Source organism: Bifidobacterium favimelis (assembly GCF_037963085.1).
Taxonomy (GTDB): Bacteria; Actinomycetota; Actinomycetes; order Actinomycetales; family Bifidobacteriaceae; genus Bombiscardovia; species Bombiscardovia favimelis.
Window position 1 is genome coordinate 932,366 of the sequence record NZ_JBANDZ010000001.1, and the last position, 14,416, is coordinate 946,781.

At 64.5% G+C, this 14,416-nt stretch carries 11 protein-coding genes; all 11 read left to right on the forward strand.

Translation table 11 applies throughout. The features are described from left to right. The first annotated feature begins 1 nt into the window (after position 1). The gene (locus tag V6584_RS03785) at positions 2–1,696 is read left to right on the forward strand and encodes a bifunctional shikimate kinase/3-dehydroquinate synthase (RefSeq protein WP_340469122.1); all 1,695 of its coding nucleotides are present in this window, start codon (positions 2–4) and stop codon (positions 1,694–1,696) included. After that, positions 1,693–2,166 (forward strand): type II 3-dehydroquinate dehydratase, encoded by a 474-nt coding sequence (locus tag V6584_RS03790; protein WP_340469123.1) that lies wholly within the window; start codon positions 1,693–1,695, stop codon positions 2,164–2,166. Before V6584_RS03785 ends, V6584_RS03790 begins: the two co-directional genes overlap by 4 nt. 225 nt (positions 2,167–2,391) lie before the next feature. Beyond that, on the forward strand, positions 2,392–4,878 hold the full coding sequence (locus V6584_RS03795) for an excinuclease ABC subunit UvrA (RefSeq protein WP_340469124.1): 2,487 nt from the start codon (positions 2,392–2,394) through the stop codon (positions 4,876–4,878). A gap of 164 nt (positions 4,879–5,042) precedes the next feature. Then, a complete protein-coding gene (locus V6584_RS03800) occupies positions 5,043–6,704 on the forward strand; it encodes a CTP synthase (RefSeq protein ID WP_340469125.1) in 1,662 nt (553 codons plus the stop codon). 177 nt (positions 6,705–6,881) lie between these two features. Next, entirely contained in the window at positions 6,882–8,402 is a 1,521-nt protein-coding gene (gene sufB, locus V6584_RS03805) for a Fe-S cluster assembly protein SufB (RefSeq protein ID WP_340469126.1), read from the forward strand. Next, positions 8,402–9,628 (forward strand): Fe-S cluster assembly protein SufD, encoded by a 1,227-nt coding sequence (gene sufD, locus V6584_RS03810; RefSeq protein ID WP_340469127.1) that lies wholly within the window; start codon positions 8,402–8,404, stop codon positions 9,626–9,628. The genes sufB and sufD overlap by 1 nt, the downstream gene beginning before the upstream one ends. Position 9,629: 1 nt before the next feature. After that, positions 9,630–10,406 (forward strand): Fe-S cluster assembly ATPase SufC, encoded by a 777-nt coding sequence (gene sufC, locus V6584_RS03815; protein WP_340469128.1) that lies wholly within the window; start codon positions 9,630–9,632, stop codon positions 10,404–10,406. Positions 10,407–10,420: 14 nt separating this feature from the next. Further along, the gene (locus tag V6584_RS03820) at positions 10,421–11,692 is read left to right on the forward strand and encodes a SufS family cysteine desulfurase (RefSeq protein ID WP_340469129.1); all 1,272 of its coding nucleotides are present in this window, start codon (positions 10,421–10,423) and stop codon (positions 11,690–11,692) included. Between the two features lie 166 nt (positions 11,693–11,858). Continuing rightward, positions 11,859–12,476 carry a Fe-S cluster assembly sulfur transfer protein SufU gene (sufU, locus tag V6584_RS03825; RefSeq protein WP_340469130.1) on the forward strand — a complete coding sequence of 206 codons (618 nt, stop codon included), beginning with the start codon at positions 11,859–11,861 and terminating at the stop codon, positions 12,474–12,476. Continuing rightward, complete coding sequence (locus tag V6584_RS03830) at positions 12,473–12,943, forward strand: metal-sulfur cluster assembly factor (protein WP_404802586.1); 471 nt, start codon at positions 12,473–12,475, stop codon at positions 12,941–12,943. Before sufU ends, V6584_RS03830 begins: the two co-directional genes overlap by 4 nt. A 145-nt stretch (positions 12,944–13,088) precedes the next feature. Continuing rightward, positions 13,089–14,396, forward strand: a complete 1,308-nt coding sequence (locus V6584_RS03835; protein ID WP_340469131.1) for a uracil-xanthine permease family protein — start codon at positions 13,089–13,091, stop codon at positions 14,394–14,396. The last annotated feature ends 20 nt before the right edge of the window (positions 14,397–14,416 follow it).

Genomic DNA, 14,416 nt, shown 5'->3' on the forward strand with positions numbered 1-14,416 from the left:
TATGCCCAAGCATTCACTAGGCAAGCAAAGGCATTCGTCAGGCATACCCCGCGCAGTGATCGTGGGCATGCCTGGAGCGGGGAAAACCAGGATTGGCAAGGAGGCGGCCGGCCTCATCGGCGTTCCTTTCAGGGATTCCGACAGGATGGTCGAACGCGAAGCCGCCCTGACCATCCCGGAGATATTCGAGCGCGAGGGGGAAGAGGCCTTCAGGGAGAGGGAACGCCAGGTCGTCCACCGGCTCCTGACCGACTTCCCCGACGGTCTGGTGGCCCTGGGGGGAGGGGCTCCCATGACCTCGGCCGTCTATGAGGACCTGATGGGATACCGGGATGCCGGCGGGGTGGTGATCTACCTGGACACCGACCCGGAGGAGGCCAAGGCCAGGGCCACCAGGGTCGAGAACCGTCCTCTTCTCAAGGGGGATGCCGGCGGGATTCAGGACGGGTCCAATCCCCAGGATCGCTGGATGGAGCTCTATGGCAAGCGCAGGCCGGTCTATGAGAGCCTGGCTGACGTGACCCTGTCCGCCCGGGGGGCCACGGCGGCCGTGACGGCCCGCCGCCTTTCCGATGCCCTCTCCCAGCGGGTGGTTCATGTGTCGGGCCATGAGCCCTACGACGTCTACATAGGGGCCGGGGTCTCCAACCACCTCAAAGAGCTATTGGGAGACGAGACGGTCAGGGTGGCCCTGATCCATACGGGTCCGGTCCAGCGCCACGCCGACCATGCACGCACCCTGCTCAGGCAGGCCGGATATCGGGTCAGCGACATCCTGATCCCCGATGCCGAGGCCGGCAAGACCCTGGGCGTGGCCCAGGGTGTCTGGACCCGTCTGGCCGAGGAGGGGTTCACCCGGTCCGATGCCGTGGTCGGCCTGGGTGGGGGGGCGGCCACCGACCTGGCCGGTTTCATCGCCTCCACCTGGATGAGGGGGATCCGCTACGTCAACTGCCCGACCTCCCTCCTGGCCATGGTCGATGCCTCCGTTGGGGGCAAAACGGGGGTCAACATCCCCCAGGGCAAGAACCTGGTGGGGAGCTTCCACACGCCTTCCGGGGTTCTGGCCGACCTGAGGACCCTACGCACACTGCCCAACGATATCTTCGTCGAGGGGTTGGGCGAGGTGGCCAAATGCGGGTTCATCATGGACGGGAAGATCCTGACCACCTTGGAAGAGGAGGCCGACACCTTGAGGGCCTTCCGGGGGGACGAACCGGAATCCTGGCTGGAGTCGATCGCCGAGGACCTGATCGAGCGGACCGTCGAGGTCAAGGCCCGCCACGTCTCCGTGGACCTGAAAGAGGCTGGGATCCGCGAATTCCTCAACTACGGCCACACCCTGGGACATGCCATAGAGCAGGTTGAGCACTTCCGCTGGAGGCATGGGCAGGCGGTCTCCGTCGGCATGGTCTTCGCCGCCGAGCTCTCCCGCTTGACCGGGCATATCGACGCAGACCTGGTCGACTACCACCGACGGCTCCTCTCCTCACTGGGTCTGAGGACGACCTGGGACGGAGGAACCTACGAGCAGGTCCTGGCCCTCATGCACCGGGACAAGAAGGCCCGGGGGGACAAGCTCCGTTTCGTCATCCTGGAGGGCATCGGCCGTCCGATCCACCTGGACGACCCGCCCGAAGAGGCAGTCCACGAAGCCTTCCGTCGCATCCGTTCCAAGGGGGAGGAGGACCGATGAGCGATTTCATACAATCCGCATCCCCGCATGTCGTGGCCGTGGTCAACGGACCCAACCTGGGCAGGCTGGGTGTCCGTGAGCCTGAAGTTTACGGCCACCTCGACCTGGAAGCCCTCCGGGGGGACTGCGAGGCCTGGGCCGGTCAGGTGGGGCTCAAGGCCGATGTCAGGCAGACCGACGATGAGGCCGAGATGATTCGGTGGATGCATCGCGCCGTGGATGAGGGCACCCCGGTGGTCATGAACCCGGCGGCCTTCACCCATTACAGCTATGGACTGGCCGATGCGGCCGCCCAGGTGACCGATGCGGGCTTGCCCCTGATGGAGGTCCACATATCCAACCCCTCAGCCCGGGAGTCCTTCCGACGCCATAGCGTCATATCACCGGTGGCCACCGGTACGATAACGGGCCTGGGCTTCTTCGGATACCATTTGGCCATCGAAGCCGTGGCACACCTGTTGGAGGGTTGAAGCGGCCTCTCGGCAGGCGGGTCCGTGGGGGGGGGGTCATCCGACGTGCCGGAAGCGCAGAGGGGGTCTGAGAGAATGAAGGCGGATACGCAAGGGGTCATCGGTCACAAAGGCAACGGAGGCGCGGATTCCGCTGACGGCCGTAGTAAGGCCCATGGCTCAGGGAGGGGGCCGGCCCCTACGGGTCACCAGCCGCCACGGGCCATACGGATCGAAGGGGCCAGGGTGCATAACCTGCAGAACCTCAGCCTGGACATCCCCCTCAACCGTCTGGTCGGCATCGCCGGGGTTTCGGGCTCCGGAAAGTCCTCCCTGGCCCTGGGCGTCCTCTACGCCGAAGGATCCCGCCGCTACCTTGAGTCCCTGTCCACCTACACCAGGAGGCGGATGACACAGGCCGAACGGCCCCAGGTCGACTCGGTCCGCTTCCTCCCCCCGGCCCTGGCCCTTAGGCAGAGACCGGGTGCGGGCGGGGTGCGGTCCACTTTCGGCACGTCGACCGAATTGCTCAACGTCCTTCGCCTCATGTTCTCCCGGCTGGCCTCCCATGTCTGCCCGCAGGGCCATAGGCAGGAACCCACCCTGAAGGTGGCCGCCGAAATGCCCATCATCTGTCCGGTCTGCGGGTCCAGGGTCCAACCCCCAAGCGCCGAGGAGCTGGCCTTCAACTCCCTGGGCGCCTGTCCGACCTGCCAGGGGACCGGGATCGTCAGGGAGGTGGACGACGCCACCCTCGTCCCCGATCAGGACCTGACCATAGACCAGGGGGCCGTAGTCCCTTGGAGGACCTTCGGTTTCAATGTCCAGCCCGACATCGTCAGGGAGTTCGGGGTACGCACGGACGTCCCCTGGAAGGACCTGACCCCAGCCGAGAAGGAGATCGTCTTCAACGGTCCATCCGAGAAGAAGCACATCACGATCACCTCGGTCAAGGGTGTCCATGAGCTGGATTTCACCTTCCGCAACGCCAGACTGACGGTGACCGAGGAGCTCAAGCGCGCCACGGACGACAAGAGGCTGGTCAAGGTGGCCAAGTTCCTCACGGAGAGGACCTGCCCGGACTGCGGGGGCACGAGGCTGAACGAGAGGGCCCGGGCGCCCAGGATCGGCGGCTACGGCCTGGATGGGGTGACCGCCATGTCCCTGGAGGAGGTCCTGGCCTGGTCCGGCACCGTGGCATCGACCCTGCCCGCCTCCATGCAGAAGATGGGGGCGGCCCTGGTCCGGACCCTGGATGACATGGGTCGCAGGCTGATCCAGCTGGGTCTGGGCTATCTGGGTCTGGACAGGTCCTCGGCCTCCCTGTCCACGGGGGAGCGGCAGAGGGCCCAGCTGGCCAGGGCCGTGCGCAATGAGACCACGGGTGTCCTCTATGTGCTGGACGAGCCCTCCACAGGCCTGCACCCGGCCAACATCGAGGGGTTGACAGGTGTCATGCAGGACCTCCTGGACACGGGCAATTCGGTGGTCTTCGTGGACCACGACGTGGCCGTCCTTTCGGCCGCCGACCATTTCATCGAGATGGGACCGGGTGCCGGCAGCAGGGGAGGACGGGTCATCGCCCAGGGCACCCCGGAGGAGATCGAGGAGAACCCCGACTCCCGCATAGGTCCCTTCCTGTCCGGGCGGGCCCCGGTCGTGGTGCGGGACAGGCGGCCCGTGGCCGGAGGCCGGGGGGCTTGGATACGTATGTCCGCAGGCGCAATCCACACGGTCCGCCCCCTAGAACTGGCCATACCCCGGGGAAGGATGACCGCCGTCACGGGCGTTTCGGGCTCAGGCAAGACGACCATGGTCCTGGAATCATTGATTCCGGCCATACAGGCAGACCTGGAAGGCCGGCCCCTGCCGGACCATGTACACGGCATCGACAGGTCCGGGATCGACCGGGTCCGCCTGGTCGATTCCTCACCCATCGGCATCAACGTGCGTTCCACGGTCGCCACCTACTCCGGAATCATGGACCGGTTGAGGAGGGTCTTCGCGGCCACCGGGGAGGCCAAGCGGCTCGGCTACGGGCTGGCGGACTTCTCCTACAACACCGGGTCCCTGCGCTGCCCCCAGTGCGACGGCACGGGACAGATCAACCTGGACGTTCAGTTCCTGCCGGACATTCCCATCACCTGCCCGGTCTGCCGGGGCAGCCGCTACCGGCCAGAGGCCGACAGGGTGAGACTGGCCACCGAAGCCCATCCGGACCCGATGAGCCTGCCCGAAATCCTGGCGATGGAGGTCTCACAGGCCAAGGAGGTCTTCGGGGCCGCGGATTCGGAGGGCCGCAGGCCGGGCCGTCAGGGCTCGATCTACCGGTCCTTGAAGACCCTGGACGACCTGGGGCTGGGCTATCTGACCCTGGGTGAGGACACCCCCTCCCTGTCCGGAGGGGAGGCGCAGCGTCTCAAGCTTTCCAACGAACTCGGCAAGAAGCAGGACTCCTCACTTTTCGTCCTGGACGAGCCCACCACCGGACTGCACCCCCTGGATGTCCGGACCCTGATAAGGGTCCTCCAGCGGCTGATGGAACGGGGGGCCACCATCATCTTCATCGAGCACGACCTGGACATGATCGCCAATGCGGACTACATGGTCGACATGGGCCCCGGCGGCGGAAGTGAGGGCGGCAGGATCGTGGCCACCGGCAGCCCGGACCAGGTCTGCCGGAACGGCGACTCCCTGACCGGACGCTACCTGGCCCGCCATCTTGGTCTTTGACCGGTTCCTCGGTTCACGTGCCCCGGTCCGGAGTCCCTCCGGGCTTCCCGGCGGTCGAGTTTCCAGTGGCGGGCCAGGGCCAATCGCTCCGGCACGCCGTCTCCATACAGGCCTGAGCCCCGATATGTCCTCCTGGTCTTCCATGGCTGATAGACTGAAGTTCCATGGTCATTCATCATGGTAATTCGCAAGAGCATATCACCAAGCACATCTTCGTGACCGGCGGCGTGGTCTCCTCCCTTGGCAAGGGACTGACCGCATCCTCACTGGGCAGATTGCTCAGGAGCCGCGGCATCCGGGTACTCCAACAGAAGCTGGATCCCTACATCAATGTGGATCCCGGCACCATGAACCCCTTCCAGCATGGAGAGGTCTATGTGACCGAGGACGGGGCCGAAACCGATCTGGACATCGGCCACTATGAACGATTCCTCGATGTCTTCCTCTCCCAGAAGGCCAATGTGACCACCGGCCAGATCTACCAGTCGGTCCTGCGCAAGGAGAGGGCGGGGGAATACCTGGGTGAATGCGTTCAGGTGATACCCCACATCACCAACGAGATCAAAAGCCGCATGCGGGCCCAGGCCGGCGACGATGTGGACGTGATCATCACAGAGATCGGCGGCACGGTCGGCGACATCGAGTCCCAGCCCTTCATGGAGGCAGCCCGGGAGGTCAGGCGGGAGATAGGCTCCGACAACTGCATGTTCGTGCACGTCTCCCTGGTCCCCTACATAGCGGCTGCCCACGAGCTCAAGACCAAGCCCACCCAGCACTCGGTCATGGCCCTGCGCCAGCTCGGCATCGCCCCCGACGCCCTGGTCCTGCGCTCGGACCGCCCCCTCAACCAGTCGATCAAGGACAAGATCTCCCTCATGTGCGACGTGGACGCAGAGGGTGTCGTCAACTGCGTGGATGCCCCCAGCATCTACGACGTCCCCAAGATCCTCTACTCCGAGGGGCTGGACGCCTATGTGGTGCGCAAGCTGGAGCTCCCCTTCCACGACGTGGACTGGAACGAGTGGGAGGACCTCCTCGACAGGGTCCACCACCCCAAGACCGAGGTGAACGTTGCCATCGTCGGCAAGTACATAGACCTGCCCGACGCCTACCTCTCCGTCATCGAGGCCCTCAAGGCCGGCGGCTTCGCCAACTGGGCCAAGGTGAACGTGAAGCTGGTCACGGCCGACACCTGCGAGACCATGGACGGGGCCTGCCAGGCCCTGGCCGGTGTTGACGGGATCGTCATCCCCGGCGGCTTCGGCATCCGCGGTATCGAAGGGAAGATCGGCGCCCTGCGTTACGCACGGGAGACCAAGCTGCCCGCCTTGGGACTCTGCCTGGGTCTGCAATCCATGGTGATCGAATACGCCCGCAACGTCCTGGGCCTGGAGGACGCGAACTCCTCTGAGTTCGAGCCCGAATGCGAGAACCCGGTCATCGCCACGATGGAGGAGCAGAAGGAGATAGTCGCCGGCAAGGGCGACATGGGCCACACGATGAGGCTGGGTGCCTACCCGGCCATACTCAGGCCCGATTCGCTTGTCTCCCGCCTCTACGGGAAGACCGAGATCAGCGAGCGCCACCGCCACCGTTATGAGGTCAACGTGGCCTATAAGGAACGCCTGGACAAGGCGGGACTCCATATAGCCGGGACCAGCCCGGACGGGGAACTGACCGAATTCGTCGAGCTCGACCAGTCCGTGCACCCCTTCTATGTGGGCACCCAGGCCCACCCTGAGTTCAAGTCCCGTCCGACCAAGCCGCACCCTCTCTTCGCGGGCCTGGTCAAAGCCAGCCTGGAGCATGCTGCGGCGGCCGCCTGACAGCATCGGTGCCGTCCCCTCCTTGTGGGGGGGGGGCGGCACCTTCCGCTGGGAGCCGGCCGGCCCGCCCCGCCTGGGTGAGGGAGCTCACAGATGAAAACCCTGGCGGTTTTCCCTTTTCCGCCCTTATTCTTATGTTCGTCAGAGGTCCATTCCCTGGGCCCGGACAGTTGACACATGATTAGGAGGTCGCCGCTCGTGGACGATGTCTCACAGCAGACGGATACCTCGCATGACGTCGAGATGAGCCAGTATGTGGCTGACCGCTCCCGCGTCAACGAGAAGAAAATACAGCAGGATGACCAGATCATCTCGCAGTTCGGGGAGTACAACTACGGCTGGCATGACTCCGACGTCGCCGGAGAAGCGGCCAAAAAGGGCATAGACGAAGACGTCGTCCGCGCCATCTCGGCCGACAAGGGCGAACCGCAATGGATGCTCGACATGCGGCTCAGAGGCTACCGGGAATTCGTCAAGAAGCCCATGCCCGACTGGGGGGTGGACCTTTCAGGCTTCCACGCAAACGACTTCAAGTACTACGTCAAGCCGCTCAAGGAGCAGGTCAAATCCTGGAAAGACCTGCCGGATGACATCCGCAACACATACGACCGGCTGGGCATACCCGAGGCCGAGAAGAAGCGCCTGGTCTCCGGTGTGGCCGCCCAGTACGAATCCGAGGTGATCTACAACTCCATACGGGAGGACCTGAAGAAGCAGGGTGTGATCTTCCTCGACACGGACACGGCCCTCAAGGAGCATCCGGACCTCTTCAGGAAGTACTTCGGAACGGTCATCCCCGCGGACGACAACAAGTTCGCTGCCCTGAACACGGCGGCCTGGTCGGGCGGCTCCTTCGTCTACGTCCCCAAGGGGGTCCATGTGGACATCCCCCTTCAGGCTTACTTCCGCATCAACACCCCCAACATGGGACAGTTCGAGCGCACCCTGATCGTCGCCGATGAGGGGTCCTACGTCCACTATGTCGAGGGGTGCACGGCCCCCATCTATTCGACCGACTCCCTTCATGCCGCCGTCGTCGAGATCGTCGTCGAGCCCCATGCCCGCGTTCGTTACACGACGGTCCAGAACTGGTCCAACAACGTGTACAACCTGGTCACCCAGAGGGCCTACGTCCGCGAGGGCGGGACCATGGAGTGGGTCGACGGGAACATCGGATCCAAGGCCACCATGAAGTACCCGGCCTGCATCCTGGCCGAGCCTTACGCCAAGGCGGAAACCATGTCGCTGGGCTTCGCCGGAAAGGGCCAGTACCAGGACACGGGCGCCAAGATGATCCACCTGGCCCCGCACACCTCGTCGACCATCGTTTCCAAGTCCATATCCCGCAACGGCGGACGTGCCGCCTACAGGGGCCTGGTCAAGATCGTCAAGGGGGCGGAGAAGTCCTCCTCCTCGGTCGTCTGCGACGCCCTCCTGGTGGATGACTATTCCAGGTCCGACACCTACCCCCATGTGGATGTGAGGGAGGACGACGTCTCAATGGCCCATGAGGCCACGGTCTCCAAGGTCTCCGAGGATCAGCTCTTCTACCTGATGAGCCGGGGTCTGGAGGAGAAGGAGGCCATGGGGATGATCGTGCGCGGCTTCGTAGAGCCCATCTCCCGTGAGCTCCCCATGGAATACGCCCTGGAGCTCAACCGCCTGGTCGAATTGCAGATGGAGGGTTCAGTAGGCTGATGACGAAACAAAGCGAGATAACGATTCCCAAGGCGAACCCGGAAGACCCGTATGCGATTCCGGCGACGATGCCGTCCAGCGCCGACAGGGAGCCAAGGTCCTTCGACCCCGACGACTTCATCCGTCCGACATCCAAACAGGACGACTGGCGCTACACCCCCCTGGAGCGTATGGACGAGTTCTTCGACGTCTTCACCCCATCAGGCCGGACGGCCTTCCAGGTCACGATGATGGACGGGAGCCCCGTGGACCCTGCCCATGTCTCCATCTCCACGGTTCCCCTGGGCCAGGAGCCCAGCGGGACCGTGCTCAAGCCCAGTGACAGGGCCGCTGCGGTGGAATGGGCCAGTGGGGACAAGGCCCGTGTCATCACAGTGAAGGGTCGTCTGGAGCAGCCCGTCCTGGTCAGGATCGAGGGCGGCGGGTTGGACCTGGACGCCCTCCACCTGGTAATCCGGGCCGAGGACGGGACCAGGGGCGACCTTGTCGTCGAGCACGGCGGTCATGCCCGACTGGCCGAGGGGGTGGAGATATGCACCGGCAGCGATGTCGAGCTATCCACCACCTTCATCCAGGAGTGGGAGCCGGACAGCAAGCATGTGGGCAACCAGCGCATCCACGTGGGGGCAGGTTCCACCCTCCGACACTCCATGGTCACCCTGGGAGGCGATCTGGTGCGCATCAGGATGGACCAGGACTTCGGTGGCGAAGAGGGCAACCTCAACATGCTGGGGATCTACTTCGTGGATCCCGGCCAGCACATCGAGCACCGGACCATGGTGGTCCACAACCACCCCTCCTGCAAGTCCCGCGTGGTCTACAAGGGGGCCTTGGACGGGATCAAGGCCCACTCCACATGGGTGGGCAACGCCCTGATCAAGCCCTCCGCACCGGGTACCGATTCCTACGAGCTCAACAGGAACCTGGTTCTGACCCCCGGTGCCATCGCCGACTCCGAACCGAATCTTGAAATCGAGAACGGCGACATCATCGGTGCCGGCCATGCCAGCTCGGTGGGCCGTTTCGACGATGAGGAGCTCTTCTATCTCCAGTCCAGGGGCATCCGTGAGCAGGAGGCCAGGAAACTGGTGGTCAGGGGATTCTTCGGAGAGCTGGTCGAGGAGATCGGCGTCCCGCAGATAACCGATCACCTGATGGCGGTCATAGACCGCCGCCTGTCGCGAGGAGAGAGCGAACAGATGAAGCACGTCTTGGAGGGAAACTGAAATGTCGACACTGGAAATCAAGGATCTTCGCGTCTCGGTCGAGACCAAGGAGGGGCGCAAGCAGATTCTCAAAGGGGCCAACCTGACCGTCCACTCCGGTGAGACCCATGCCATCATGGGCCCCAATGGGTCCGGCAAGTCCACCCTGGCCTACACCCTGGCCGGCCACCCCAAGTACGAGGTCGATTCCGGCCAAGCCCTCCTCGACGGTGAGGACCTGTTGAAGATGACCCCCGATGAGAGGGCCAAGAAGGGCCTCTTCCTTGCCATGCAGTACCCGGTGGAGGTGCCCGGGGTATCCATGACCAACTTCCTGCGCACGGCCAAGACGGAGATCGACGGGAAGGCGCCAGGTGTCCGTCAGTGGGCCAAGGACCTGAGCGAGGCCATGAAACGGTTGAAGATGGACCCCAAGTTCGCCCAGCGCTCTGTCAATGAGGGCTTTTCCGGCGGGGAGAAGAAGAGGGCCGAGGTCCTTCAGCTGGAACTGCTCAAGCCCAAGTTCGCCGTCATGGACGAGACAGACTCCGGCCTGGACGTCGACGCCCTGCGGATCGTGTCCGAAGGGGTGAACAGGGCCAAGGAGAACACGGGTCTGGGCATCCTCCTGGTCACCCATTACACCAGGATCCTCAAGTACATCAAGCCTGACATCGTCCACGTCTTCGCTGACGGCCGCTTCGTGAAGACCGGTGGGCCGGAACTGGCCGACTCCCTGGAGGAGACGGGGTACGACCGGTATCTGCCCGAGGGGTCCTCGGAGTCGGCCCTGGCCTGAGGAAGGGGTCGGAAATGGAGTTCTCATCGATTCGGGGGCAGTTCCCCATACTGGACCAGGAGGTCCACGGACATCCCCTGGTCTACCTGGACTCCGCCGCGACCGCCCAGAAGCCCACCTGCGTAATCGATGCGGTCAGTGACTTCTACCGTCGTGACAACGCCGGGGTCCACCGGGGGGCGCATGAGCTGGCCGCCCGCAGCACCCTGGCCTTTGAGGAGGCCAGGGCCAAGGTGGCCCGCCTGGTGGGTGCCGACAGCGGCGAGGGGAGGGACGAGGTGGTCGTCACCGGCGGGGCGACGGCCTCCCTCAACCTTCTGGCGACGGCCTTCGGCAACGCTTCCCAGGGCAGGGGCGGCAAGGCCGCCGAGCGGTTCGCCCTGGGGCCGGGAGATGAAATCGTAGTCAGCGAGGCCGAGCACCATTCAGTCCTCCTTCCCTTCCAGGAACTGGCCCTCAGGACGGGGGCCACCCTCAGGCATTTCGGTCTGGACGATGAGGGGAGGATCCTGTCGGCCGATGCTGGGCAGGTCATAGGGGACCGGACCAGGATCGTCGCCATCACCCATGTCAGCAATGTGACCGGTGCCATAACCGACCTGGCCCCAATCGTCGCCAGGGCACATGAGGTTGGCGCCCTGGTCGTGCTGGACGCCTGCCAATCAGTACCTCACATGCCGGTGGACTTTCACGCCCTGGATGTCGACTTCGCGGCCTGGAGCGCCCACAAGATGTACGGCCCGACAGGGGTGGGCTTCCTCTACGGCCGCCGGAACCTGCTTGAGGCCCTTCCTCCGGCCTCCTTCGGCGGGTCCATGGTGGAGCTGGCCTTTCTTGACAGGCCCGCCCGTTACATGGACCCCCCGGCCCGGTTCGAGGCCGGCACCCAACCGGTCGCCCAGCTGATCGGGGCCGGGGTGGCTGCAGACTGGCTCATGGACCTGGGCATGGAGAACGTGGCCGAACATGAGAGGAACATAACGGACCGCCTGCTCAGGCTGGGGGATATTGACGGGGTGCGCATCCTGGGGCCGACAAGCCCCGAGGGCAGGATCGGCACGGTCTCCTTCGACGTCGAGGGGGTGCACCCCCATGACGTGGGCCAGTTCGTGGACTCCCGTGGCATCGCCATCAGGGTGGGCCACCACTGCGCCCAACCGGTGCACCGTCACTTCGGCCTGTACGCCTCGAACCGGGCCTCCACCGGGGTCTACAACACGCCCCAGGAGGCTGACGCCCTGGTCGAGGCCGTCAGCCAGGTCAGGCACTTCTTCAAGGTTGACTGATTATCACCTGACCTGCCGGCGGCCAGTGCAGATGGGTGGACCCTGGGTTGCGCCTGGGGTAGGCTGATGGCGTCGGTCCCCCGGGTGGGATTGAAGGCGGTCCGCCCCGTTCACTGCGGGCGCATGGACCTTCATGGAAATATCGGATACGGGTAGGTTGTAGTGCATGGCTGATTACGGCATGAGTGACGAGGAACTAGAGCAGATGTACCAGGAGGTGATTCTGGATGCCGCCAAGAACCCCCATGGGCGCCTGGCCGGCGGCGGCCAAACCCCTGGTCTGCCCGGAAGCGAAGGTGACACCGCTGGAGGTCTTGACGGACAGGTGACCATGCAGGTGGAGCACGAGTACTGTGTGCCCGCCGAGTCCAGCCAGTTCAACCCCACCTGCGGCGATCACGCCACGATACACGTGGAGGTCAGCGACCCCGATGACGGATCCGCCCGCCGCATCGAGCGCATCGTCTGGCAGGGGGACGGTTGTTCCATCTCCCAGGCCAGCCTGTCCATCATGGTCGACCTGGTCGAAGGCAAGACGGTTGATGAGGCCCTGGCCCTCGAGGGGGATTTCCGGTCCCTGATGGAGTCCAGGGGGGCGGGCATCAACGACGAGAAGGCCGAGGAGGCCCTGGGCGATGCAGTGGTCTTCAGGGGGGTCTCCAAGTACCCTATGAGAATCAAGTGCGCCCTCCTGGGCTGGGAGGGGATGAAGGCCTGCCTGGCCGATGCCCTGACCAGGATTGACAAGGCGGGCGGTCAACTTAAGGCGAGGAGGGAACAATGAGTTCCACGGATGACGAGGAGAAGGCCCCCGGTACGGCCGCATCCGGGGCGGAGGGGCCCCGTTCCGGTCCTGCAGAAGCCAGTGGGGCGGGGGACCAGGCGGGGGCCATCCCACTGAAGGCCGTCGACGACATAGGTCGGGCGACGGCCCAGGATGTGCAGGAGGCCCTCCACCAGGTCATAGACCCCGAGCTGGGCATCGACGTGGTAGACCTGGGCCTGGTCTACGGGATAGAGATCGACGAGTTGGGCCGGGCCATCATCACGATGACCCTGACGACCCCGGCCTGCCCCCTGACTGATCTGATCGAGGACCAATGCGCCAGCTCCCTGGCCGGCCTGGTCGAGGAGTTCCGCATCGACTGGACATGGACCCCCCGCTGGACCCTGGACATGATCACCCCGGACGGGAAGGAACAGCTGGCCGCCATTGGTTTCAACTTCGCAGACATGCCCACATACGAGTGACCGCCTCTCCCTGTCTTGCCAGGGGGAGGGAGGGGCCCGCGCGGGGAGGTCCGTGGAGGCCGTGGGTGACTTTGTCCCGGCCGGGAAATAACATAAGGTTTCCGGTCCGCCGTGACCGGCACGGCGTGTGAGAGAAAGAGATGGCATGTCATTCTCCATGGGTTGGAAAATACACGGCGATGGTAAGACGTTGGCTCCCGGAGAGGTGGTGGAGCCGGACGAACGATTGACCTGGCCAAGGACGGCAGGCATCGGCGCCCAACACGTCATAGCGATGTTCGGTTCGACCTTCCTGGTGCCCATCCTAACGGGATTCGATCCGTCGACCACCCTCTTCTTCACGGCGATGTCGACGGCCCTCTTCCTGTTGATCAACAAAAACAAGCTACCCAGTTATCTGGGTAGCTCGTTTGGTTTTATAGCCCCTGTCATGGCCGTCACCACCGCCCATAAGGGTCTGGCCGTGGCCTCCTTCGGCATCATGGTCACCGGAGCCCTGCTCTTCCTGATCGGCCTGGTCGTCCACTTCGCCGGGTCCAGGTGGATCGACATTATCATGCCCCCCATGGTCACGGGCGCCATCGTCGCCATCATAGGCTTCAACCTTGCCCCCTCCGCCTGGAAGAACTTCAAGTCGGCCCCGGCCACGGCACTCGTCACCCTGGTCGCCGTCATGCTGATCGCCGTCCTCTTCAAGGGGCTTATCGGCCGCCTCAACATCCTCCTGGGCGTCATCGTGGGCTACATCTTCGCAGTGGCCAGGGGAGAGGTGGACTTCACGGCGGTGAGCAAGGCCGCCTGGTTCGGCCTTCCCCGCTTCCACCTTCCCCAGGCAGACGCGAGCGTCCTGGCCATGTTCATCCCGGTGGTCCTCGTCCTGGTCGCGGAGAACATCGGCCATGTCAAATCAGTGTCCCTGATGACCGGCCGCGACTACGACGACCAGATCGGCACGGCCCTCATGGCCGACGGCCTGGGCACCACCTTCGCCGGCCTGGGCGGGGGTTCCGGCACCACCACCTACGCGGAGAACATCGGGGTCATGGCCGCCACCAAGGTCTACTCCACCGCCGCCTACTGGTGCGCCGCCATCTTCGCCTTCCTCCTCAGCCTCTGCCCCAAGTTCGGCGCCATCATCAACACCATCCCCACCGGGGTGCTCGGCGGGGTCACCACCATGCTCTACGGGATGATCGGCATGCTGGGCGTCAGGATCTGGGTCGAGAACAAGGTCGATTTCGGCAAGTCCGTCAACATGACGGTGGGCGCGGTGGTGATGATCGTCGGCATCGCCGACTTCACCTTCGCGGTTGCCGGCATCAGTTTCAACGGCATCGCCATCGGCTCCGTGGCCACCCTGGTCATCTACCACGGCCTCAAGGCCTTGGGCAGGTGGCGGGGGACCATCGACAGCGACGACTACATCCACGAGGACCAGACCGGTCAGGCCTGAACAGGAGGCTGCCCCGCTTC

Bases quoted from the DNA above. Each gene is read 5' to 3' on its own strand.
- V6584_RS03800 (WP_340469125.1), top strand. From the start codon at position 5,043: ATGGTCATTCATCATGGTAATTCGCAAGAGCATATCACCAAGCACATC.
- V6584_RS03785 (WP_340469122.1), top strand. From the start codon at position 2: ATGCCCAAGCATTCACTAGGCAAGCAAAGGCATTCGTCAGGCATACCC.
- sufD (WP_340469127.1), top strand. From the start codon at position 8,402: ATGACGAAACAAAGCGAGATAACGATTCCCAAGGCGAACCCGGAAGAC.
- V6584_RS03830 (WP_404802586.1), top strand. From the start codon at position 12,473: ATGAGTTCCACGGATGACGAGGAGAAGGCCCCCGGTACGGCCGCATCC.
- V6584_RS03820 (WP_340469129.1), top strand. From the start codon at position 10,421: ATGGAGTTCTCATCGATTCGGGGGCAGTTCCCCATACTGGACCAGGAG.
- sufB (WP_340469126.1), top strand. From the start codon at position 6,882: ATGATTAGGAGGTCGCCGCTCGTGGACGATGTCTCACAGCAGACGGAT.
- sufU (WP_340469130.1), top strand. From the start codon at position 11,859: ATGGCTGATTACGGCATGAGTGACGAGGAACTAGAGCAGATGTACCAG.
- V6584_RS03790 (WP_340469123.1), top strand. From the start codon at position 1,693: ATGAGCGATTTCATACAATCCGCATCCCCGCATGTCGTGGCCGTGGTC.
- V6584_RS03835 (WP_340469131.1), top strand. From the start codon at position 13,089: ATGTCATTCTCCATGGGTTGGAAAATACACGGCGATGGTAAGACGTTG.
- sufC (WP_340469128.1), top strand. From the start codon at position 9,630: ATGTCGACACTGGAAATCAAGGATCTTCGCGTCTCGGTCGAGACCAAG.